The sequence below is a fragment of the Halalkalicoccus sp. CGA53 genome, assembly GCF_036429475.1.
GTDB lineage: Archaea > Halobacteriota > Halobacteria > Halobacteriales > Halalkalicoccaceae > Natronorarus > Natronorarus salvus.
Genome location: NZ_CP144125.1, coordinates 3,702,245 through 3,723,395 on the forward strand (window position 1 = coordinate 3,702,245; position 21,151 = coordinate 3,723,395).

22 protein-coding genes are annotated in these 21,151 nt (G+C 67.0%); 17 read left to right on the forward strand and 5 right to left on the reverse strand.

Going from position 1 to position 21,151, the window contains the following annotated elements; all coding sequences use genetic code 11:
* Positions 1–63 precede the first annotated feature (63 nt).
* Complete coding sequence (locus V2L32_RS20770) at positions 64–684, reverse strand: methyltransferase domain-containing protein (RefSeq protein ID WP_331234539.1); 621 nt, start codon at positions 682–684, stop codon at positions 64–66.
* A 143-nt stretch (positions 685–827) separates the two neighbouring features.
* On the opposite strand from V2L32_RS20770, the gene ahaH reads away from it, so the two are divergent.
* The 11 genes from ahaH (at position 828) to V2L32_RS20825 (ending at position 10,746) form a co-directional block, all read left to right on the forward strand.
* Positions 828–1,160, forward strand: coding sequence for an ATP synthase archaeal subunit H (gene ahaH / locus V2L32_RS20775; protein ID WP_331234540.1), 333 nt, complete (start codon positions 828–830; stop codon positions 1,158–1,160).
* Entirely contained in the window at positions 1,147–3,336 is a 2,190-nt protein-coding gene (locus V2L32_RS20780; RefSeq protein WP_331234541.1) for a V-type ATP synthase subunit I, read from the forward strand. Before ahaH ends, V2L32_RS20780 begins: the two co-directional genes overlap by 14 nt.
* Before the next feature lie 187 nt (positions 3,337–3,523).
* On the forward strand, positions 3,524–3,814 hold the full coding sequence (locus V2L32_RS20785) for a F0F1 ATP synthase subunit C (protein WP_331234542.1): 291 nt from the start codon (positions 3,524–3,526) through the stop codon (positions 3,812–3,814).
* Positions 3,815–3,831: 17 nt separating this feature from the next.
* A complete protein-coding gene (locus tag V2L32_RS20790; RefSeq protein ID WP_331234543.1) occupies positions 3,832–4,419 on the forward strand; it encodes a V-type ATP synthase subunit E in 588 nt (195 codons plus the stop codon).
* The gene (locus V2L32_RS20795) at positions 4,416–5,498 is read left to right on the forward strand and encodes a V-type ATP synthase subunit C (RefSeq protein WP_331234544.1); all 1,083 of its coding nucleotides are present in this window, start codon (positions 4,416–4,418) and stop codon (positions 5,496–5,498) included. Before V2L32_RS20790 ends, V2L32_RS20795 begins: the two co-directional genes overlap by 4 nt.
* Before the next feature lie 100 nt (positions 5,499–5,598).
* The gene (locus V2L32_RS20800; RefSeq protein WP_331234545.1) at positions 5,599–5,928 is read left to right on the forward strand and encodes a V-type ATP synthase subunit F; all 330 of its coding nucleotides are present in this window, start codon (positions 5,599–5,601) and stop codon (positions 5,926–5,928) included.
* 2 nt (positions 5,929–5,930) lie between these two features.
* Complete coding sequence (locus tag V2L32_RS20805; RefSeq protein WP_331234546.1) at positions 5,931–7,697, forward strand: ATP synthase subunit A; 1,767 nt, start codon at positions 5,931–5,933, stop codon at positions 7,695–7,697.
* Positions 7,697–9,112 carry an ATP synthase subunit B gene (locus tag V2L32_RS20810; protein ID WP_331234548.1) on the forward strand — a complete coding sequence of 472 codons (1,416 nt, stop codon included), beginning with the start codon at positions 7,697–7,699 and terminating at the stop codon, positions 9,110–9,112. The genes V2L32_RS20805 and V2L32_RS20810 overlap by 1 nt, the downstream gene beginning before the upstream one ends.
* A gap of 284 nt (positions 9,113–9,396) precedes the next feature.
* Positions 9,397–9,573 (forward strand): hypothetical protein, encoded by a 177-nt coding sequence (locus V2L32_RS20815; protein ID WP_331234549.1) that lies wholly within the window; start codon positions 9,397–9,399, stop codon positions 9,571–9,573.
* A gap of 95 nt (positions 9,574–9,668) precedes the next feature.
* Positions 9,669–10,352, forward strand: a complete 684-nt coding sequence (locus V2L32_RS20820; protein WP_331234550.1) for a V-type ATP synthase subunit D — start codon at positions 9,669–9,671, stop codon at positions 10,350–10,352.
* Between the two features lie 4 nt (positions 10,353–10,356).
* Complete coding sequence (locus tag V2L32_RS20825) at positions 10,357–10,746, forward strand: DUF6276 family protein (protein WP_331234551.1); 390 nt, start codon at positions 10,357–10,359, stop codon at positions 10,744–10,746.
* Positions 10,747–10,859: 113 nt separating this feature from the next.
* Here the strand turns inward: V2L32_RS20825 and V2L32_RS20830 are convergent, their stop codons facing one another.
* Both V2L32_RS20830 and prf1 read right to left on the reverse strand, forming a co-directional pair.
* Entirely contained in the window at positions 10,860–11,648 is a 789-nt protein-coding gene (locus V2L32_RS20830; protein ID WP_331234553.1) for a helix-turn-helix transcriptional regulator, read from the reverse strand.
* An 80-nt stretch (positions 11,649–11,728) separates the two neighbouring features.
* Entirely contained in the window at positions 11,729–12,970 is a 1,242-nt protein-coding gene (prf1, locus tag V2L32_RS20835) for a peptide chain release factor aRF-1 (protein ID WP_331234554.1), read from the reverse strand.
* A gap of 345 nt (positions 12,971–13,315) precedes the next feature.
* Between prf1 and V2L32_RS20840 the strand changes: the two genes are divergently transcribed.
* Positions 13,316–14,320, forward strand: a complete 1,005-nt coding sequence (locus V2L32_RS20840; protein WP_331234555.1) for a nucleotide-binding protein — start codon at positions 13,316–13,318, stop codon at positions 14,318–14,320.
* A gap of 135 nt (positions 14,321–14,455) precedes the next feature.
* Here V2L32_RS20840 and argS read toward each other — a convergent pair whose 3' ends face one another.
* Positions 14,456–16,204 carry an arginine--tRNA ligase gene (gene argS / locus V2L32_RS20845; protein WP_331234557.1) on the reverse strand — a complete coding sequence of 583 codons (1,749 nt, stop codon included), beginning with the start codon at positions 16,202–16,204 and terminating at the stop codon, positions 14,456–14,458.
* 46 nt (positions 16,205–16,250) lie between these two features.
* Positions 16,251–16,868, reverse strand: a complete 618-nt coding sequence (locus V2L32_RS20850; RefSeq protein ID WP_331234558.1) for a MaoC family dehydratase — start codon at positions 16,866–16,868, stop codon at positions 16,251–16,253.
* A 161-nt stretch (positions 16,869–17,029) separates the two neighbouring features.
* Here V2L32_RS20850 and V2L32_RS20855 point away from each other — a divergent pair, with 161 nt between their 5' ends.
* From V2L32_RS20855 to V2L32_RS20875, 5 genes are all read left to right on the forward strand, one after another.
* Positions 17,030–17,359, forward strand: a complete 330-nt coding sequence (locus V2L32_RS20855; RefSeq protein WP_331234559.1) for a hypothetical protein — start codon at positions 17,030–17,032, stop codon at positions 17,357–17,359.
* Between the two features lie 170 nt (positions 17,360–17,529).
* The gene (gene twy1 / locus V2L32_RS20860; RefSeq protein ID WP_331234561.1) at positions 17,530–18,606 is read left to right on the forward strand and encodes a 4-demethylwyosine synthase TYW1; all 1,077 of its coding nucleotides are present in this window, start codon (positions 17,530–17,532) and stop codon (positions 18,604–18,606) included.
* Positions 18,607–18,739: 133 nt separating this feature from the next.
* The gene (locus V2L32_RS20865; protein WP_331234562.1) at positions 18,740–19,441 is read left to right on the forward strand and encodes a DUF120 domain-containing protein; all 702 of its coding nucleotides are present in this window, start codon (positions 18,740–18,742) and stop codon (positions 19,439–19,441) included.
* Positions 19,438–20,139: a 3,4-dihydroxy-2-butanone-4-phosphate synthase gene (gene ribB, locus V2L32_RS20870; RefSeq protein WP_331234563.1), complete on the forward strand. Its 702-nt coding sequence runs from the start codon at positions 19,438–19,440 to the stop codon at positions 20,137–20,139. Before V2L32_RS20865 ends, ribB begins: the two co-directional genes overlap by 4 nt.
* A gap of 64 nt (positions 20,140–20,203) precedes the next feature.
* Positions 20,204–21,133 carry a branched-chain amino acid transaminase gene (locus tag V2L32_RS20875; RefSeq protein WP_331234564.1) on the forward strand — a complete coding sequence of 310 codons (930 nt, stop codon included), beginning with the start codon at positions 20,204–20,206 and terminating at the stop codon, positions 21,131–21,133.
* Positions 21,134–21,151 lie beyond the last annotated feature (18 nt).

Sequence of the window (21,151 nt, forward strand, 5' to 3'; positions counted from 1 at the left end):
ACACGACAACGGAAGCGGGACGCGGTGAACGAAACCGGAGAACGCGCACCCGGGGACCGGAGTTCACTCGGGGACGTGGGCGAGCGTGGTGATCGCGATGTCCGGGTCGTAGCTCGGACCCATCAGGTGGTGTTCGAACCGGTCGTAGCCCGCCTCGGTGAACATCCGGTCGGCCTCGGCCTCGTCGTAAAAGAGCATGATCGCGTCGGCGACTCGCTGCATCACGCCCGTCTTCGGATAGTTCGGGCCGACGATGACGACCCGGCCGCCGGGTTTGCAGACGCGTCTGCACTCGCGGAGTGCGTCGACCGGGTTCGGCCAGTACTCGATCGAGCCGGAGGACCAAACGTGATCGAACGTGTTCTCCGTAAACGGGAGGCGTTCGGCGTCGCCGCGGTAGAAGCGTACGGGCCCGCGTTTGCCGAACTTCCCCCAGGCTTTCTGCATCTGGTGAACGCTCTGGTCGAGGCCGTGGACCCGCTGTGTGCGCTCGAGGAGCCCCTCTGTGGCGTAGCCGGTGCCGCAGCCGACGTCGAGGACGCGATCGTCGGGACCCGGATCGAGGAGGTCGATCGCTTCCGCGCGCATCCCGTCGGTCCAGACGAACGGGTTGACGCGGTCGTAGACCCGAGAGAGGTACTTGTAGAACAGCCGCGCGTTGGCCTTGTCTTCGAGGACGCCCATTTCCCGGATCTAGGGACCGGGTTCATATAATCGGGGCGGTTCGACCGGAACCGTGGGAGACCGGCGGTCGGAGCCGTCTCGGCGCCCGTGTGGGTTTCGCAACTCCCTTATAGCCACTCGGTAGAACTCATCCTGTTCAGAGTATGCCGAGGCCAGAGGTGTTAGAACGGATCAAAACCGCCGAGAGCGAGGCCGACGAGGCGGTGGCCGAGGCCGAACGCGAGCGCGAGGAGCGGCTCGCGGAGGCCCGAGAGCGAGCGGAGGAGATCCGCGAGCAGGCCGAACAGCGCGCCAACGAACGGGCCGACGAGCGACTCGACGAGGCCCGCGAGGAGATCGACGCCGAACGGGAGGCGATCCTCGCCGAGGGCGAGCGCGAGCGAGAGGCCCTCGAGGCCCGGGCGGAGGGGAACGTCGAGGAGGTCGTCGCGTTCGTCGTCGCCCGGTTCGAGGAGGAGGTACATGCTCAGACCTGAGCAGATGAGCAAGGTCTCGGTCGTCGGCTCCACCGCCGTGATGGAGCGGGTGATCGAGACCGTCCACGACCTCCGACTCGTCCACCTCGCGGACTACGACGACTCCTGGGAGGACTTCTCCCCGGGCACGCCGATCGAGGGCTCGGAGTCGCTCTCGGAGCAACTCGTCACGGTCCGCTCGATCGAGAGCATCCTCGACGTCGAGGAGGAGGACGCCGGGCCCAGCCGCGTGATCGACGAGGGCGACCTCGACGACGAGATCGAGCGAACCCGCACGCGCGTGAACGAACTCGACGACCGCCGGGCCGATCTCAGAGAGGAGCTCCGTCGGGTCGAGGACCGAATCTCCTCGGTCCGTCCGTTCGCCCGCCTCGGGATCGACCTCGACCTGCTGTCGGGCTACGACTCGATCGACACCGGCGTCTACCGCGCACGACCGGCCGAGGTCGAGGCGGCGCTCGCCGAGAGCGAGGAAGTAGAGGAGTTCGAGACGTTCTCCGAGGGCGACGTCGTCGCGGTCTTCGCCACCCCCGGCCGGGAGGGTGTGATCGCCGACGCGCTGGTCGGCGTCGAGGTCTCGGCGCTCTCGGTACCGGAGGCGGAGACGAGCCCTGGCGCGTACGTCGAGGAGCTCGAACACCGCCGCCACCAGCTCGACTCGAAGCTCACGGGCGTCGAGAACGAACTGGAGGAGGTGAAACTCGACGTCGCGGGCTTCCTCCTCGCGGTCGAGGAGCAGCTGACGATCGACGTCCAGAAGAAGGAGGTACCACTGTCGTTCGCGACGACCGAGCGGTCGTTCGTCGCCGAGGGCTGGGTGCCGACCGAGCGCTACCCCGAGCTGGAAGTGGCGCTCACCGACGCGGTGGGCGACCGCGTGGTGGTCGAGGAGCTCGAACGGATGGACTACGACGGCCACGCAGAGAGCGTCGCGGCGCCCGAGGGGGGAACGATCGGCGAGCCGACGGGGACGCCGGCCGCGACCGACGGCGGGAAGCGGAAGAGAGAGGCGCGACCGGACGGCGGCGAGGAGACGACGATGCACGACGAGAAGCCGCCGGTCGTCCTCGACAACCCCGGCACCGCGAAACCGTTCGAACTGCTGGTGAACCTGGTCGGCAAGCCGAAGTACACCGAGCTCGACCCGACGCTGCTGGTCTTTCTGACCTACCCGCTCGCGTTCGGCTTCATGATCGGCGACATCGGCTACGGCCTGCTCTACGTCGCGATGGGAGCGTTCCTCCTTCGCTACGACTCCGAGGCCATGCAGGCGCTCGGCTGGATCGCGGTCTGGGCCGGCGCGTTCACGACGCTGTTCGGCTACCTCTACGACGACGTCTTCGGCGTCCACATGGCCGACGTGGGCCTCGGGTTCCTGCCGCTCGCGGGCGTGCTGACGAAGGGGCTCCAGACGACCGAGTGGGCGCTGCTCTGGATCGTTGTGAGCATGCTCTTCGGGATCGTCCACCTCAACATCGGCCTGATCATGGGCTTCATCAACGAGATGGGCCACGGCGCGAAGGCCGCGGTCCTCGAACGGGGGTCGTGGATCCTGCTGATGAACGGGCTGTTCGCCTGGATCTTCAGCCTGCACCTCGTCGGGGAGAAGCCGGAGTTCCTCGTCGGGACCGAGAGCGTGCTCTACGAGTTCCTCGGCTTCGCCGGCCTCCCGGAGGTCGTCGGCCTCGTCGGGCTCGCCGCGGCCGCGGTCGGCTTCGTGATGGTCGGGGTCGGCGAGGGTGCCGCAGGGCTCGCCGAGACCCCTGCCTGGGCGTTCGGGCACGTGCTCTCGTACCTGCGAATGGTCGCGGTCCTGCTCGCGAAGGGGGGGATGGCGTTCGCGGTGAACGTCCTCGTCTTCGGGAGCTACCCCGACAACGGCTACGTCTACTTCGGCCTGCCCGGCACGGGCGTCGCCGACCCGGCGAACGCCGACTTCCCCGGACTGGTCTGGATCGGCGTCGAGTCGGGGTCGATCCTCGTGCTCGCGGTCGCCGTCGTCGCCGCGATCGCCGTGTTCGTCCTCGGACACATCCTGGTCTTGCTGCTCGGCATCACGGCGGCCGGGATCCAGATGATCCGCCTGGAGTACGTCGAGTTCTTCCAGAAGTTCTACGAGGGCGGCGGCGAGGAGTACGAACCGTTCGGCTACGAGCGGACACACACCACCGAGTGAGCCCGCGTCCGGGCCGCTCGCGTATATAAACGAACGGCGCGGTTTTCCGGGTTGTCACTCGCTATCATAAGGCTGTATTCGGGCGTTTCGGCCGCCCTACGCCGGCTTCTTTCAGAAGTTTTATGGGGGCCGCGGAGCCAGATCCGGACGTTCGGTTACCGGAACCACAGAGAGAACTGCGCAACCCATGACAACAGAACTACTGATGGTCGCGGCGGAGATGGCGACGGTACTGCAAAACGAAGCGATCGACGCGGAGACCGCGGAGGCGCTCTCGACCGGCTACGGCGCGGCGGCGGCGGCGATCGCCGTCGGTCTCGCGGCGCTGGGTGCGGGCTACGCGGAGCGAGGGATCGGCGCCGCGGCGGTCGGCGCGATCGCCGAGGACCGGGACATGTTCGTCCCCGGGATCGTCCTGACGGTGCTCCCGGAGACGCTCGTCATCTTCGCGATCGTCGTGATCTTCCTGGTCACGTAGACCGTTTCTCTCCACCAATGAGCCTGGACACGGTCGTTGAAGACATTCAAGAGGAAGCTCGCGCGCGTGCGGAGGAGATCCGCTCGGAGGCCGAGGCCGAAGCCGCGGAGATAATCGCCGAGGCCGAAGCCGACGCCGAGGAGATCGAGGAGCGTCGGGCGCGCGAGGTCGAACGCGAGATCGAACAGCAGCGCGAACAGCGACTCTCGAGCGCGAAGCTCGAGGCGAAACAGGAGCGACTCGCCGCACGACGCGACGTGCTCGCGGACGTCTACGGCGAGGTCGAAGACGAGATCGCGGGCCTCTCGGGCGAGCGCCGGGAGCTGCTGACCCGGGAGCTACTCGACTCCGCACTCGAGGAGTACGACGTCGACGACACGGTCCGCGTCTACGGCCGGACGGACGACGAGACGCTGATCGAGTCGCTGGTCGACGAGACCGCTCACGACGCGACGTACGCGGGCGAGCGCGAGTGTCTCGGAGGCGTGGTCGTCGAGAGCGACGGCTCGCGTGTCCGGGTGAACAACACGTTCGACTCGGTGCTCGACGACGTGTGGGAAGACGTCTTACGTGAGGCGAGCGAAACCCTCTTCGAGGAACGATGAGCCCGAGCCCGACGGTCGGCGGTGCCCTCGGCGGCTCGAACCCCGAGTACGTCAACGCGCGGGTGCGGGCACGGCGGGCGTCGCTGTTCGACGAGGAGGAGTACCGAAAACTCGTCCGGATGGGTCCGAGCGCGATCGCCCGGTATATGGAGGAGACCGAGTACGAACGCGAGATCAACGAACTCGGCACCCGCTACTCGGGCGTCGACCTGATCGAGTACGCGCTGCACAAGAACATGGCGCGGCACTTCCACGAGATCCTCGACTGGTCGGAGGGCCGGCTCTACGAGCTGCTCGCGGCGTACCTCAGAAAGTACGACGAGTGGAACGTGAAGACGATCATCCGGGGGATCTACTCGGAGATACCCGCCGAGGAGATCGAGACGGACCTGATCCGCGCCGGCGAGTTCGACGACGCGTTCCTGGAGCGACTCGCGAGCGCGGAGACGATCGAGGACGTCGTCGAGCTGCTCGACGGCACCATCTTCGGGCCCGCGACCGAGGAGGCCTACGAGGAGTACGAGCGGAGCGGCGCGCTCGTGCCGCTCGAGAACGCGATCGACCGCACGTTCTACGAGTCGCTGCTCGCCGACGTCCCCTCGCCGCGACCCGAGCCCGACACCCCGGTCGGCCAGTACGTCGAGGTGCTCGAGGCCGAGATCGACTTCCGGAACGTGATCAACGCGCTCAGACTCGCACGGAGCGGGGCGAGCGTCGACCCCTCGGAGTACTTCATCGAGGGCGGCACCCTGTTCACCGCAACGGAGCTCTCACAGCTCGTGACGGACCAGGACGCGCTCGTCGAGCGGATCTCGGCGAGTACGTACGGCAGACGGCTCGAAGGCCCGCTCTCCGACCTGGCGGAGGCCGACAGCCTGATCGGGTTCGAACACGCCCTCGACGCGGCGCTGTTGCAGTACTCCGATCGGCTGTCGTACCTCTACCCGACGTCGGTCGCCTCGGTGCTCTCGTACATCCTCGCGAAGGAGCGAGAGGTCGAGAACGTCCGGGCGATCGCCCGGGCGAAGGAGGTCGACATGCCCGAAGAGGAGATCGAACGGGAGCTGGTGATCACATGAGCGTGCGAGCGAACGTGGGTACGCCGGAACTGCGTTCCGGAGGTAATCACGTGAGCGAGCGAACGGGAGTACGCCAGAACTCCGTTCTGGAGGTGGGCGGATGAGCGCCGGCGGACGGGAGATCGCGGTGGTCGGCAACCCCGAATTCACGACGGGCTTCCGGCTCGCCGGGGTGAACAACTTCGAGAACGTCCCCGACGGCGAGAAGGACGACTCGCTCGACGCGGCGGTCGAACGGGTGCTCGAGAACGAGCGCGTCGGGATCGCGATCATGCACGAGGAGGACCTGTCGCACCTCTCGCGCGGGGTGCGACAGAGCGTGGAGACGAGCGTCGAACCGACGTTCGTCACGCTCGGCGGCGGCGCGGGCAGCGGCGGGCTGCGCGAGCAGATCAAACGCGCGATCGGAATCGACCTGATGGACGAGTAACTATGAGCCAGACAACACAGCCAGAGTTCGACGTCGAAGAGAGGGGCGTCATCGAGAGCGTCAGCGGGCCGGTCGTCACCGCCCGCGACGTGAACGCCCGGATGAACGACGTCGTCTACGTCGGTGAGGAGGGCCTGATGGGCGAGGTCATCGAGATCGAGGGGAACCTCTCCACGATCCAGGTGTACGAGGAGACCTCGGGCGTCGGCCCCGGTGAGCCCGTCGAGAACACGGGCGAGCCACTGAGCGTGGACCTCGGGCCGGGCATGCTGTACTCCATCTACGATGGGACCCAGCGCCCGCTCGACGTCCTCGAGACGAAGATGGGAACGCCGTTTCTCGACCGCGGGGTCGACGCACCCGGGATCGACCTGGAGAAGACCTGGGAGTTCTCTCCCACCGTCGAGGTCGGCGACGAGGTCTCCCCCGGCGACGTGATCGGCGAGGTGCCCGAGACCGAGAGCATCACCCATCGCGTGATGGTGCCCCCGGACTACGAGGGCGGCGCGATCGCGTCGATCGAGTCGGGCAACTTCACCGTCATGGAGACGGTCGCGGAACTCGACTCCGACGAGGAGATCACGATGCACCAGGAGTGGCCGGTGCGCGAACCCCGACCCGCGAGGGAGAAAGAGAGCCCACAGATCCCGCTCGTCAGCGGGCAGCGGATCCTCGACGGGCTGTTCCCGATCGCCAAAGGTGGAACGGCCGCGATACCGGGGCCGTTCGGCTCCGGGAAGACAGTCACCCAGCACCAGCTCGCGAAGTGGGCCGACGCTGACATCGTCGTCTACGTCGGCTGCGGCGAGCGGGGCAACGAGATGACCGAGGTGATCGAGGACTTCCCCGAGCTGGAGGACCCGAAGACGGGCAAGCCGCTGATGGCCCGGACCTGCCTCATCGCGAACACCTCGAACATGCCCGTCGCGGCCCGCGAATCCTGTATCTACACGGGGATCACGATCGCGGAGTACTTCCGGGACATGGGCTACGACGTCGCGCTGATGGCCGACTCCACCTCGCGGTGGGCGGAGGCGATGCGCGAGATCAGCTCGCGACTCGAGGAGATGCCCGGCGAGGAGGGCTATCCCGCCTACCTCTCCGCGCGGCTCGCACAGTTCTACGAGCGGGCGGGGAAGTTCCAGCTGATCAACGGCGAGGAGGGCTCTATCTCGGTGATCGGCGCCGTCTCGCCGCCCGGCGGTGACTTCTCGGAGCCGGTGACCCAGAACACGCTTCGGATCGTGAAGACGTTCTGGGCGCTCGACGCCGATCTCTCGGAGCGGAGACACTTCCCGTCGATCAACTGGAACGAGTCGTACTCGCTCTATCGCCAGCAGCTCGACCCCTGGTACCGGGAGAACGTCGCGGAGGATTACCCGGAGGTCCGCCAGTGGGCGGTCGACACGCTCGACGAGGAGGCCGAACTCCAGGAGATCGTTCAGCTGGTCGGGAAGGACGCCCTCCCCGAGGACCAGCAGCTCACCCTCGAGGTCGCCCGCTACCTGCGCGAGGCGTGGCTCCAGCAGAACGCGTTCCACGACGTAGACACGTTCTGCGAGCCCGAGAAGACCTACCGGATGCTCGAGGCGATCAGGACGTTCAACGACGAGGCGTTCGCCGCGCTGGAGGCGGGGGTCCCGCCGACGGAGATCCAGGAGATCGACGCCGCCCCGCGGCTCAACCGCATGGGGACCGCAGAGGAGTGGCACGAGTTCATCGACGAGCTCGAATCGGATCTGAAAGAGCAGCTCAGGGGGCTCTACTGATGAAGGAGTACCAGACGATAACGGAGATCAGCGGACCGCTGGTGTTCGTCGAGACGGACGAGCCGATCGGCTACGACGAGATCGTCGAGATCGAGACGCCGAACGGCGACGTGAAGCGGGGACAGGTGCTCGAGTCCCAGACCGACCTCGTCGCGATCCAGGTGTTCGAGGGGACCTCCGGGATCGACACGAACGCCTCGGTCCGCTTCCTCGGCGAGACGATGAAGATGCCCGTCACCGAGGAGCTGCTGGGGCGGGTGATGGACGGGTCGGGCAACCCGATCGACGGCGGGCCCGACATCGTCCCCGACTCGCGCGAGGACATCGTCGGCGCGGCGATCAACCCCTACTCCCGGGAGTACCCCGAGGAGTTCATCCAGACCGGCGTCTCTGCCATCGACGGGATGAACACGCTGGTTCGCGGTCAGAAGCTCCCGATCTTCTCGGGATCGGGTCTGCCGCACAACGAACTGGCGCTACAGATCGCACGGCAGGCGACCGTCCCAGAGGAGGACGAAGGCGGCGAGGGCTCGGAGTTCGCGGTGGTGTTCGCCGCGATGGGCATCACCGCCGAGGAGGCCAACGAGTTCATCGACGACTTCGAGCGCACCGGCGCCCTGGAGCGGTCGGTCGTCTTCATGAACCTCGCGGACGACCCCGCGGTCGAGCGGACGGTCACCCCGCGGCTCGCGCTCACGACCGCCGAGTACCTCGCGTTCGAGGAGGACTACCACGTGCTGGTGATCCTCACCGACATCACGAACTACTGCGAGGCGCTGCGAGAGATCGGTGCCGCCCGTGAGGAGGTGCCGGGACGGCGTGGCTATCCGGGCTACATGTACACCGACCTGGCGACGCTCTACGAGCGTGCGGGCCGGATCGAGGGTCGCGATGGGTCGGTCACCCAGATCCCGATCCTCTCGATGCCGGGCGACGACGACACGCACCCGATCCCCGACCTGACGGGGTACATCACCGAGGGCCAGATCTACATCGACCGCGCGCTCAACAGCCAGGGGATCGAGCCGCCGATCAACGTCTCGCCGAGCCTCTCGCGGCTGATGGACGACGGGATCGGCGAGGGGCTCACCCGTGCGGACCACAGCGACGTCGCGAACCAGATGTTCGCCGCCTACGCGGAGGGGAAGGACCTCCGTGACCTCGTGAACATCGTCGGTCGCGAGGCGCTCAGCGAGCGGGACAACCTCTTTCTCGACTTCGCCGACCGCTTCGAGACCGAGTTCGTCCAGCAGGGCTACGAGACCAACCGCTCGATCGAGGAGACGCTCGACATCGGCTGGACGCTGCTCTCGATGCTGCCGAAGGAGGAGCTCAACCGGATCGACGAGGAGTTCATCGCAGAGCACTACGTCGAAGACGGGCAGGCAGAGGCCGAAGAGGTCGCCGCGGACTGATCGTCACGGCTTTTTCCGCGCACCCGATCGAGCGACCGCGTCGGCGAACGAGTTCCCGCGAACCGACGTTCCGACGGCAGATATATACGGTCCGTGAACTGTCCGTCGAACCGGGTCCGATCGGAGGCGATGTCGATCCAGCCCCCTGAAACGGCTGCCGAGTGTGGGTACGACGGGTGTAGCCGGTCGAGACGACCGTCGGAACACGACGGTAACGAACGATCGTTCCGAATATACCAGCCAGTCGAAAGCTTTTATCCGGTGCGCGCGCTTATATACGATCGATGAACGACACCGACGCCACCGAACGGACCGACCGAGACGAGCGAGAGCTCCCGAACTACCTCCCCGCGACCCCCTTCTCGTCCGGAGAGCCGGGTCGCGTCGAGCGGTTCCTGCGGAAGTACCTCCGACACCGCGGCCCGCTCCGGGGCGACCGGGTCGAACGACCACCCCGCTGACCGCCGCGCCCCCCACGATTCGTTTTCGCGATACGACCCGGAGTTCCGACCGAACTCGAAAAGGGTTAACCCGCTGGGTGAGCAATCCCTCTCTAATGGCCAAGGACGTCAAGCCTACCCGGAAGAACTTGATGGCGATCAACGATCGCATCGAGCTCTCCGAACGGGGTCACGACACGCTCGAGAAGAAACGTGACGGGCTGATCATGGAGTTCATGGACATCCTCGACCAGGCCCAGGACGTCCGCGGCGACTTAGAGGACGACTACCTCCGCGCACAGAAGAAGCTCAACATGGCGCGGGCGATGGAGGGCGACGTCGCCGTGCGCGGTGCGGCCGCAGCGCTCGAAGAGCACCCGGAGATCACGCTCCAGTCGAAGAACATCATGGGCGTCGTCGTCCCGCAGATCGAATCCACGAGGGTGAGAAAGAGCCTCGACCAGCGCGGCTACGGCCTGCTGGGCACCTCCGCGCGGATAGACGAGGCCGCCGAGGCCTACGAGGAGCTGCTCGATACGATCATCCTCGTCGCCGAGGTGGAGACGGCGATGAAGAAGATGCTGGAGGAGATCGAGACGACGAAACGCCGGGTGAACGCCCTCGAGTTCACCCTGCTCCCACAGCTCTACGAGAACAAGGAGTTCATCGAGCAGAAACTCGAGGAACAGGAACGAGAGGAGATCTTCCGGATGAAGAAGATCAAAGATAAGAAGGAGGCCGAAGAGCAGGCGGAAGCGCGAGAGAAGCGCGAGGCGCAGGCGATCCCGGCGGACGACTAGCTGGATGAGCTGTCCGGTCTGCGGCAGCGAGGTGACCGTCGTCCCGATCCCGGAGCGGTACGGAGATCACCACCCCGAGGAGCCGGGCGTCGGGGCGGTCTGTCGGCGCTGTCTCACCGTTTCCGGTACCGATTCCGAGCCGACCGGCGGGGGGGTACGCGGGTTCTCCGACGCGCTGCCGGCCGACGAGGCGGCGGCGATCGGGGTCTGCGTGCTGTGTACGCTCTGTTCGTCGATCGCGCTCAACCGGGCGCGGATCGAGGCTGTCGTCGCCGTCCTCGAACGGGACGGGATCGACGCGCTGTCGACCGTCGAACGCCTCGCGACGGACGAGGGGATCGCACTGGCGTTCGACGTCGACCGGCGGCGTCCGCAGCTCGAACAGATCCTCTGATGGGAATCATCGGAGGAGCCCGCACGTTCTCGGTCGCGAATCGAACGACACCGGAGACGTGTGAGCCCACGAGATCCGGGTGGCGACGATGATCCCCGTGAGTCACCGGGGAGCTACCGAAAGCGGTCACTGACGTCCGTCGCGTCCTCGCGGTACTCGGTGTAGAGGTCGGTCGCCCACTCGACGGCCGCCTCGCGCTCGTTGACCAGCATCCCACGGAAGGTCCGGGTCTCGTCGTAGGTCGTGATCACCGCCGACGAGCCGTCCGGTCCGTCGATGAGGAGCATCCCGTAGGGAAGCGTCTCGACGCCGAGCGGCCGGTACCGGCCGGTCTCGAACATCTCCCGGCGCTCGGCGGCGCGCTCGCGCTCGAGGTAGTCGAGGATCGGCGCCTCGTAGATCACCTCGAACTCCATCCCCCCGGCGACGACCCGCTCGGAGAGGAGCTGACTGATCGGCTCGTAGGAGATCACCTTCGTGAACGCCCGGAGCCGGTCTGCCCGGCAGAGGCGTTCTTCGATGCGGTCCGCCTGGTCGTAGGGCGCCGGCGCGGTGGAGGGGTAGACCGCCGCACCGTCGAGAAAGGTCGAGGAGAGGGGAGCGTCGGGATCCAGCGGATCGAGCACCGGCTTCGCGTTCGCGGCGTCGGAGACGACGTCGACGAGCGAGCGGAACTCCTCGGCGATCAGCCGGCCGACGACGGTGAGTCTGACCGTCCCGTCGCGTCGTTCGGCGAGCCCCGCCGTCTCGAGGTCGCGAACCGCACGGTCGACGGTCGAGCGGGAGACGTTCAGGTCGGCTTCGAGCGTGGGTTTGTCCGTCGCGCCGGAGCGGAGTCGTTCGACGAACGCACTCCGCGTGGCGAGCAGCCCCAGCAGATCGGACTCGAAGCTCCGTGACATCTCGGCGTTCGACTACCCGTGGCCGAGGGCAGGGGTTAACGATTCCGATCCGACCGATCGAGCGCCGACGCCCGTCGGTCTCAGACGCCCGTCGAGTAGCGGAGGATGCCCGCGACGCCGCCGAAGGCGTCGTAGAGCTGTTCGCCCTTCTCGAAGTCGGTCGAGATGAACTTCACCTCGGTGCCGCGCTGCTCGGCGAGGTCGATCAGGTGGTCGATCGCGTCCTCTCGCTCGATCAGCTCCGCCTCCGCGCCGTTCTCGCAGTCGTGGGTCGGCGTGGACCGACGCCGATCGACCAGCTCGAACTCCTCCTCGCCGTCGCAGTCGAAGATCGCGATGTCCTGTCTCAGGTCCTCGCTGATGAGCAGCCGGTCGACCGAGCCCATCACGAGGTTTCGCCGCGTCTGTGCGAAACCGTAAGTCGAGAGGTCACCCTTGTGGAGTTTGCGGAAGAACTCCTCCATCTCGGCCTTGTCCTTCATCACCTCCGCGTCGGCGAGGACGTCCTCGGCGGCGTCGACGAGGTCCGAGAGCCCGCTTTCATCCGTATACGAGACGTCGAACTTCCCGAGGACCTTGTCCTGGAGCTCGTGGTGGAGGTAGTCGCCGTCTAGGAACTCGTCCTTCGTGGGCGAGGGCCCCCCCACCAGGATGCCGTCGATCTCGTGGCGTTTCGGGACGAACAGCTCGTCGGCCATCCCGGCGACCTTCTGGTAGAAGTTGTCGATCGCCTCGAGTCGCAGGCGGGCGAATCGCTGGGCGGACTGACCACCCTTTCGCTGCTTGCCGGGTACGAGCGAGGAGGCCGACTTCACCGCTTCGATCCGCTTGCCGCGCAGCCAGCCGACGTTCGCCTCGCGCCTGTCGAGGACGATCAGACCGTACAGCCCCTGATCCGCGAGCATCTGCTCCAACGGCTCGGTGAGGAACTCCGAGTCGCAGTGATATCTGAACGACTCGATCGGCTGTGGCGGGTCCTCGAGCACTCGCGTGATCATCGAGGTCTGGCCGCCGCCGGAGTCGATCGCACCCGAGAAGAGCACCATCCCGTTGTCCGGGGGGAAGGTGTCGTAGTAGCGGAGTCGGTCCTTGATGCTCGTGAGCGCGTCCTGGACGTTCGTCCGGGTCTGTTTCGACTTGATGTTCGACGCCTCCGAGTGCTCCTGGACCGTGTGGGCGACGACGTCGGAGATCTGTCTGTCCGGCGGGACGTAGATCGTCACCAGCTGGGTGCCCGATCCCTCGTACTCCTCGAGTTCCTCGATCACCTTCCTGAACTCGTACTTCCGGCGATCGGAGTCCTCGGCCTGCTGTTCGCTCATTACCACCAGTAGCACGGCCAGCCGCTAAGTACCCTTTGACCTCACGAGAGCTCTCACCGCCTCCGGACCGCTACACACGACGGACGTGACCCCCGTTCACGGAAGACCACGGTGACCACGAACGTCAGCGCCAGCGCGAGCACAGAGAGCGCGAGCCAGGCGGCCTCGTCCTCGGGCGCGACCGGGACGAGACCGTCGGTACTCGCTCCCGGAGACGTACCCGCACCTGCGGTGGTCGCGAGGAGAACGCGTCGCTCCGCACGCCCCCGAGAGGTCGGCGGAACGTATCCGTATAGCGGACAAGTTTATGTACGACCGCCGATGACCTTCGGGGAACGAACACGTATGAGTGACGCTATCGTCTACGCTATCGCGAGCGGGAAAGGAGGTGTCGGGAAGACGACGACCGCGATCAACCTCACGGCGGCGTTCGCCGCCAGGGATCGATCGAGCGTCGTCGTCGACGCCGACCTCGGGATGGCGACGCTCGCGAGCGCGCTCGGCGGCGTCGAAGGGCCGACGCTGTACGAGGTGCTCGCGGGCGAGGTGCCGGTCAGGGAGGCGACGTACGACGCCGGGGGGTTCGCATACGTCCCTGGCGGGGGGACGCTCGACGGCTACGCGAGCGCCGATCCCGAGGCGCTCTCCGGCGTCGTCGGGAGCCTGCGGGAGGCGTTCGACATCGTCGTACTGGACGTCGGCGCGGGGCTGAGCCACGACACACTGGTGCCGGTCGGTCTCGGCGACGAGGTGCTGCTCGTCTCGACCCCCGAGACGCCGGCCTTAGAGAGTGCGGAACGGGTGAACGAACTCGCCGAACGGCTCGACACGCCCGTGACCGGGCTCGTGCTCACCCGCGTGACGGAGGCGAACGAGCGGGCGACGGAGGCGGTCGAGGCGACCGTCGGCGCGCCTGTCCTCGCCGTCGTCCCGGAGGACGAGGCCGTCTACGAGAGCGCGACGGTCGGGCGACCGGTCGTCGCGAACGCACGCAAGAACCCGGTGACTACCGCGTATCTCGACCTCGCGGAGGCGCTCTGTGACCGCCTCGGTGACGACCTTCGGGGGGGCGAATCGCCCGCCGACGAGGGGGCCACCGGAGAGGGAGGTGAGACAGTCCTCGCCGGACTGGCGGACCCGGAACGGGCACGCGAGGTCGCGGGAAGCGGGTCCGAGTCCGAGGACTCGGAGGAGGGACCGGCTGATTCGGGGTCGGAAGAGGGGTCAAATGGGACCGACCACGAGGACGACGACGGGACAGAGCGCACGGACGAGGACGACGAGGACGACGAAGACGACGAAGACGACGGAGGTTCAGGTGGGCTGTTCTCACGGCTGTTCGGCCGGTGAAACGCTGATAGGTGGCGACCGCGTAATGAGCGGTATGAGCGCGAGCGGTTCGACGCCATGGCGGTGGCTCCTGCCCTTTCTCCTCGCGACGATCGGGCTCCTCGTTCTGGCGGTGATGGCGGTGGAGGCGACCCTTTACATCGACTCGGGGGCCTCGACTCCGAGGACGAACAGCGCGTTCGCGACTGTGTGTCTCGCAGCGGCGACGAGCGCAAGGCGGGCGTCTCTCGTGCCCTCCTCGGCCGTGAGGACCTGACACTCGCGGTAGAAGGCGTTGAACGTCTCGGCGAACTCGCGGGTGTAGGTCGCGACCTGGTGTGGCTCGTGGTCGGCCGCCGCCGACTCGATCACCGCGGGGAGACGGGCGATCACCGAGAGCAATGCTCGTTCTTCGGGGGTTCCGAGCACGTCGGGGTCGACCGTCCCCGGTTCCGTGTCGGCCTCCGCGAGGATACCACAGCAGCGGGCGTGGACGTACTGGACGTAGGGCGCGCTCTGGGCCTCAAAGTCGAGCGCGCGGTCCCACTCGAAGGTGATCGCCTTCGTCGGCTGTTTCGAGACGATGTCGTAGCGCACCGCGCCGACGCCGACCTGTCGGGCGATCCGTTCGACGTCCTCGGTACCGAGGTCGTCGTCGCGGATCCGGTCGTCCATCCTCGATTCGACCTCCTCTCTGGCCCTCTCGATCGCCTCGTCGAGCAGGTCGTCGAGCTGGACACCGGTCCCGCGCCGCGTGCTCATCTTCCCCTCCGGGAGGTTCACGTAGGAGTAGATCACGCTATCGAGGCGATCGGTGTCGTTGCCGAGCATGTCGAGGGCGGCCTCTAACTGCTCGGCCTGGAGCTTGTGATCCTCGCCGAGGACGGTCACCGCGCGGTCGTAGTTCGCGAACTTCCACTCGTGGTGGGCGAGGTCGCGGGTGGTGTAGAGGCTGGTGTCGTCCGCCCGGAGGAAGACGAGCTTCTTCTCGATACCGTAGCTCTCGAGGTCGAGCTGCCAGGCGTCGTCCTCGTAGACCGCGGCGTCGAGCACCCGCAGCCGCTCGATTAGGTCGTCGACCGAGCCGTCGCGCATGAATCGCGTCTCCTTTACGAACTCGTCGAACTCCGCGGGCAGCCGCGAGAGACACTCGCGCATCCCGCCGAGCACCTGATCGACCACCTCGCTCACCCGCTCGTACGTCTCCTCGTCGCCGGCTTCGAGCCCCTGCATGATCGCCTCGATCTCGGCTTCGGCCTCGGCGACCGCCTCCTCGTCGGCCTCCTCGAGATAGCTGTTCCCGATCCGGTAGTACCGGACGAGATCGTACTCGATCCGGTCGCGGGCCGGTTCCTCCTCCAGGTCCCCCTCGGCGAACGTCTCGTACGCCCAGGTGAACACCGCCATCTGACGGCCCGCGTCGTTGACGTAGTAGTGGGCCTCGACGTCGTAGCCCGCGAACCCGAGCAGTCGGGCGAGTGCGTCGCCGATGATCGGGTTTCGCGCGCGCCCGACGTGGACCGGACCCGTCGGGTTCGCGCTCGTGTGCTCGACGACGACGCTCGTCTCTCGGTCGGGGAGTTCCCCGTACCGATCGTCGCAAGCGGCGTCCAGCGTGTCGGCGTAGTAGGCGTCGCTCGCGGAGACGTTCACGTACGGTCCCTGCGTCGAAACCGAGCCGACGTACGTGTACGCTCCGGGGTCGATCCGCTCCGCGATCTCCGCCGCGATGTCGGGCGGGGCGCGACCGAGTTCGGGCGCGAGCCGGAAGGCGACGCTCGAGGCGAAGACGGCGTCGACGTCCTCGGGTGGTTCTTCGACACCGAGGTCCTCGGTCGGGCAGTCGAGGTCGGAGAGCGCGGACGTGAGCGCGTCCGCGACCTCCGCGCGCAGCGAGAGGAACATTCCTGTGCTCCACAACTCTTCGGTACCTCAAGTCGGTTCCGAAGGCTCACGGGAGTTCGTCGACCAGCACGACAGCCTCGCCGTCGATCAGGACGGTGCCCTCCTCGTCGCTGACCTCCGTCACGAGCCGGTACCGGTGCTCGCCGAGATCCTCGACGATCTCGCACCGGGCGGTGAGCCGCGCGCCGATCTCCGCGGGTGCCGTGAACGAGAGCTCCTCCGAGAGGTAGATCGTGAGCCCCGGTAGCCGCGCGAGCGCGGCGCTCACCAGCCCGGCGACGAGCGTGCCGTGGACGATCCGGCCGCGAAACCGGGTCCCGCTCGCGAAGGCCTCGTCCAGATGCAGCCTGTTGGTGTCGCCGCTCGCCTCGGCGAACGCACGCACGTCCTCCTCGCCGATGCGTTTCGAGAACTCGACGAACTCGCCGACAGCGAGGTCCTCGTGACGTTCGACGGACCTGACCGTCGTCCACTCCGGGGAGACGAACGCGAGTTCGGGGAGCGAGGCGTCGGTCCGTTCGTCGTCGCTCGTCTCGAGACCGAACCCGGCGAGGAACGCCCTGTTCGCCTCGACGTAGCTGTTCAGCGCGTGACGCGAGGCAGCCGCCCAGCCGGGGACGCCGGGCGTGGACGAAGCGCCGTCGGGTGTCGGTGGTGGGTTCACCGCCGGTCGTCCTCCGTGGCTAGGAGGAACGCCGAACCCGAGCGCCGAGAGTACGGTCGCATACCTACCCTTTGCTGTCGAGCTACAAGTAGGTCGTCGGTGCGAGCGATACCCGCGAGGACCGGGTGCCGTTAACCGATCCCCGAACGAAGCTGGTGCAGATGGGAGCGAACGCGGACGACGACGCGACGATGGACGTGCCGTGGCGGTCCCGCCCGACCGGGGAGTGGCTCTATCTGACCGGGGCGACAGTTCTGGGCGTCACAGCATTCGTCAGTGGCGGCCTGATGATCCTCGACCCGTCCGGAACGACGATCGGGCTGGAACGCGAGTGGCTCGTCGGAACGCCCTTTTCCGGGTATCTCGTCCCCGGTCTCGTCCTGTTCGGCGTCCTCGGGATCGGCTCGTTCGTCGTACTGTACGGGATCGGACGACGCCGCCGTTGGGCGTGGTGGGCCGCGCTCTCGCTCGGGGTCGCGCTGATCGCGTGAATCGGGTCGCAGCCGCTGTTGCTCCGGACGTATCACCCTCTTCAGGCGATCTACGGCGCGCTCGGGGCCGCGTTGGTCGTCCTCGTGCTCGTCCCGTCCGTTCGCGCCCACCTGCGCCGAGAGTAGCTGGCGACCGGGCGCTTTTTCCCGTTCGCCGCCGAGGGCTCCCCATGAGCGACGAAGGCGAATCCGTGATTCGCGCGAATGCGGATCGTGGATCCGCAGACGCTGACGGATCGACGGTCCGTTCGCCGGCCGGACTCGACGGCTCCGACGACGCCGACGGACCGAAACAGGTCACCTCCCCGGACTACCACAGCGTCAACCACACCGCGGCCCAGACCTGCGGGTGGACCGCGAACGCGCTGCGCGGCGAGGGGAAGTGTTACAAAAACATCTTTTACGGGATCGAATCGCACCGCTGCATCCAGATGACGCCCGTCGTCCGGTGTAACGAGCGCTGTGTCTTCTGCTGGCGCGACCACCGCGGCCACGCCTACGAACTCGACGACGTCGAGTGGGACGACCCGGAGGCGGTCGTCGACGCCTCCCTCGAGTTACAGAAGAAGCTGCTCTCGGGTTTCGGCGGCAACGACGAGGTTCCCAGGGACCGGTTCGAGGAGGCGATGGAGCCCCGTCACGTCGCGATCAGTCTGGACGGGGAGCCGACGCTCTATCCCTACCTCCCCGAACTGATCGACGCCTTCCACGACCGCGACATCACCACGTTCCTCGTGAGCAACGGGACCGATCCCGAGTTACTAGAACGGTGTGATCCGACCCAGCTCTACGTGAGCGTCGACGCGCCCGACCGGGCGACGTTCGACCGGGTGGTGCGCGCGCTCGACGACGACGCCTGGGAGCGGCTGATCGACACGATGGACGTGCTCGCCCGGAAGGAGGAGACGCGGACCGTCCTCCGGACGACGCTCGTGAAAGGAGAGAACATGGCCGACCCCGACTGGTACGCGGTCTTCTACGAGCGGGCGAAGCCCGATTTCGTCGAGCTGAAGGCGTACATGCACATCGGTCACTCGCGGGGCCGGCTCGACCGAACCGCGATGCCGACGCACGACGAGGTGATGGCGTTCACGGAAGACGTCGCCGAACACATGCCCGAGCACTCGGAGCTGAAGGGCGTACCCGCCTCGCGGGTCGCACTGCTCTCGAAGACCGCCGATACCTGGGTGCCGGAGCTGAAGAAAGAGAGCACGTTCTGGGCGCGCGATCCGGTCGTGGCCCGGTGAACCGACGGCGCTCTCATCCCGGGATACGTCTCGGAGCCGGGACGGTTCCGAGGCTCGCGCGACCACCCATCACGTTTTCGTGATGGATACCGTATTCGGTACGCTTATCACGAACGGGATGCAATCGCGGAGTATGTCGAAGACGGCGGTCACGGCGGTGGGAGCCGACGAGGTCGCGACGCTGCGGCTCCTGGGACTCGACGGCGGGCTCGACGGCGAGGTGAAAGTCTCCTGTTCGAACCTCGCGTCGAGACTCGACGCCTCGAACCAGACGGCCTCGCGCCGGCTCCAGGGGCTCGACGACGCGGGACTGATCGAGCGCGAGACGGTCGCCGACGGCCAGTGGGTCTCGATCACGGCGGCCGGCGAACGCGAACTCCGACGCGAGTACGAGTCCTACCGGACGCTGTTCGAGGGGCGTTCGAGCGTCGATCTCAGAGGAGAGGTCACCGGGGGGATGGGCGAGGGGAAACACTACATCTCGCTTCCGGGCTACATGACCCAGTTCGAGGAGCGACTGGGCTACGCGCCGTTCCCGGGGACGCTGAACGTCGAGCTAGGAACCGAAAGCGTCCGCAGGCGGGGGGCGATGGAGTCGTTCGAGCCGGTCCACATCGACGGCTGGGAGGACGACGAGCGGACGTACGGTCCGTGTGTCTGCTACCCCGGACGGGTCGAGTGTGGCGGGGAGACGTACGACGGCGCGCACGTGATCGCGCCCGAACGTACCCACCACGACGAGGACCAGCTGGAGTTGATCGCCCCGGTGAGACTGCGCGAGGATCTCGGCCTCGCCGACGGCGACCGGGTGACGATCCACGTGGAGGAGGCATGACCCAGCACACAGCGGCCGACGCGGGAGCGAGCGAGGGGAGAGGGGAGAGCGACGCGACACCGGTCGATAGGGCGGTCGCCGCCTTCCGTTCGGGCTCTCCGGTGCTGATCCACGACGCGGACGACCGGGAGGGCGAGACGGACCTGATCTACCCAGCGGAGGCGGTGAGCCCCGACGCCGTCGCACGGATGCGAAACGACGCGGGCGGGCTGGTCTGCGTCGCGCTCTCGGCACCGGTCTGTGAGGCGCTCGACCTGCCGTTCGTCCAGGAGGAGATCGACCACCCGACAGCGAACGGACACGAGTTGGCCTACGACGACCGCTCGTCGTTCTCGCTGACGGTGAACCACAGAGAGACGAGGACCGGGATCACCGACGTCGACCGCTCCAGAACGATCCGCGCGCTCTCGCGGGCGGCCAGCGAGCCCGATCCCGAGCTGTTCGCCCGTGCGTTCCGCGCGCCGGGGCACGTCCACCTGCTGCGGGCGGCCGACGGCCTGCTCGGCGAGCGCGAGGGCCACACCGAGTTCGGGATCGCGCTCGCGGAGGCCGCGGGGCTCCCCCCCGCTGCCGTCGTCTGTGAGATGCTCGACGACGAGAGCGGCGTCGCGCTCTCACCGGCCGACGCGCGGGCGTACGCCCGGCGCTACGACCTGCCGTACCTCGAGGGGAGCGAGATGCTCTCGCGGCTCGGGTAGCTCGAACCCTGCCGCCCCGCACCGAACCGCGTACACTCATTAGCACCGGTTACGATGGGCGGGTATGGGCTTCGACGAGATGGACGTCGACACGATCTGGATGGACGGGGAGTTCGTCGACTGGGACGACGCCCAGGTCCACGTACTCAGTCACGCGCTCCACTACGGTACCGGGATCTTCGAGGGGATCAGGTGTTACGACACCCGCGAGGGGCCGGCGATCTTCCGGTGGAACAAACACGCCGAACGCTTCTTCCGGTCGGGTCAGCCTTACGGCATGGAGATCCCGTTCGGTGAGGAAGAACTCCGCGAGGCGACCGTCGAGCTGATCCGGAGACAGGACCTCCAGTCCTGTTACATCCGCCCGCTCGCCTTCTACGGTTACAACAGCCTCGGAGTGAGCCCCGGTGACTGTCCGGTGCAGGTGATCGTCGCCGCCTGGCCGTGGGGGACGTATCTCGGCGAGGACGCCCTCGAAAACGGTGTGAAGGTGAAAATCTCCTCCTGGCGGAAGTACCACTCCAGTCAGATGCCGACGACGGCGAAGACGACGGGGACCTACGTCAACAGCCTGCTCGCGGGCGAGGAGGCCAGGAGTCACGGCTACGTCGAGGCGATCGTGCTCAACAAGGAGGGCCAGGTCGCGGAGGGCCCCGGCGAGAACCTCTTCCTCGTGCGCGACGGCGAGATCTACACCCCCGGGCTCTCCCAGAGCATCCTCGACGGCGTCACCAGAGACAGCGTCATCACGATCGCCCGCGACATGGGCTACACCGTCTACGATCAGGCGACGATCTCCCGCGGCGAGCTCTACACCGCCGACGAGCTGTTCTTCACGGGCACGGCGGCGGAGATAACACCGATCCGGCAGGTCGACAACGTCGAGATCGGCTCCGGGTCGAGGGGGCCGGTCACCGAGGAGATCCAGTCGACGTTCTTCGATATCGTCGAGCGGCGCACCGACCAGTACAACGACTGGTTCGTCTACGTCTGAGACGCGTCCCCACCCGAA

Coding starts and splice junctions, on each gene's coding strand:
- V2L32_RS20780 (WP_331234541.1), top strand. CDS start 1,147: ATGCTCAGACCTGAGCAGATGAGCAAGGTCTCGGTCGTCGGCTCCACC.
- V2L32_RS20770 (WP_331234539.1), bottom strand. CDS start 684: ATGGGCGTCCTCGAAGACAAGGCCAACGCGCGGCTGTTCTACAAGTAC.
- V2L32_RS20840 (WP_331234555.1), top strand. CDS start 13,316: ATGAGTGACGCTATCGTCTACGCTATCGCGAGCGGGAAAGGAGGTGTC.
- V2L32_RS20805 (WP_331234546.1), top strand. CDS start 5,931: ATGAGCCAGACAACACAGCCAGAGTTCGACGTCGAAGAGAGGGGCGTC.
- prf1 (WP_331234554.1), bottom strand. CDS start 12,970: ATGAGCGAACAGCAGGCCGAGGACTCCGATCGCCGGAAGTACGAGTTC.
- V2L32_RS20800 (WP_331234545.1), top strand. CDS start 5,599: ATGAGCGCCGGCGGACGGGAGATCGCGGTGGTCGGCAACCCCGAATTC.
- V2L32_RS20830 (WP_331234553.1), bottom strand. CDS start 11,648: ATGTCACGGAGCTTCGAGTCCGATCTGCTGGGGCTGCTCGCCACGCGG.
- V2L32_RS20875 (WP_331234564.1), top strand. CDS start 20,204: ATGGGCTTCGACGAGATGGACGTCGACACGATCTGGATGGACGGGGAG.
- V2L32_RS20820 (WP_331234550.1), top strand. CDS start 9,669: ATGGCCAAGGACGTCAAGCCTACCCGGAAGAACTTGATGGCGATCAAC.
- V2L32_RS20815 (WP_331234549.1), top strand. CDS start 9,397: ATGAACGACACCGACGCCACCGAACGGACCGACCGAGACGAGCGAGAG.
- V2L32_RS20855 (WP_331234559.1), top strand. CDS start 17,030: ATGGGAGCGAACGCGGACGACGACGCGACGATGGACGTGCCGTGGCGG.
- twy1 (WP_331234561.1), top strand. CDS start 17,530: ATGAGCGACGAAGGCGAATCCGTGATTCGCGCGAATGCGGATCGTGGA.
- ahaH (WP_331234540.1), top strand. CDS start 828: ATGCCGAGGCCAGAGGTGTTAGAACGGATCAAAACCGCCGAGAGCGAG.
- V2L32_RS20865 (WP_331234562.1), top strand. CDS start 18,740: ATGTCGAAGACGGCGGTCACGGCGGTGGGAGCCGACGAGGTCGCGACG.
- V2L32_RS20795 (WP_331234544.1), top strand. CDS start 4,416: ATGAGCCCGAGCCCGACGGTCGGCGGTGCCCTCGGCGGCTCGAACCCC.
- V2L32_RS20785 (WP_331234542.1), top strand. CDS start 3,524: ATGACAACAGAACTACTGATGGTCGCGGCGGAGATGGCGACGGTACTG.
- V2L32_RS20790 (WP_331234543.1), top strand. CDS start 3,832: ATGAGCCTGGACACGGTCGTTGAAGACATTCAAGAGGAAGCTCGCGCG.
- ribB (WP_331234563.1), top strand. CDS start 19,438: ATGACCCAGCACACAGCGGCCGACGCGGGAGCGAGCGAGGGGAGAGGG.
- V2L32_RS20810 (WP_331234548.1), top strand. CDS start 7,697: ATGAAGGAGTACCAGACGATAACGGAGATCAGCGGACCGCTGGTGTTC.
- argS (WP_331234557.1), bottom strand. CDS start 16,204: ATGTTCCTCTCGCTGCGCGCGGAGGTCGCGGACGCGCTCACGTCCGCG.
- V2L32_RS20825 (WP_331234551.1), top strand. CDS start 10,357: ATGAGCTGTCCGGTCTGCGGCAGCGAGGTGACCGTCGTCCCGATCCCG.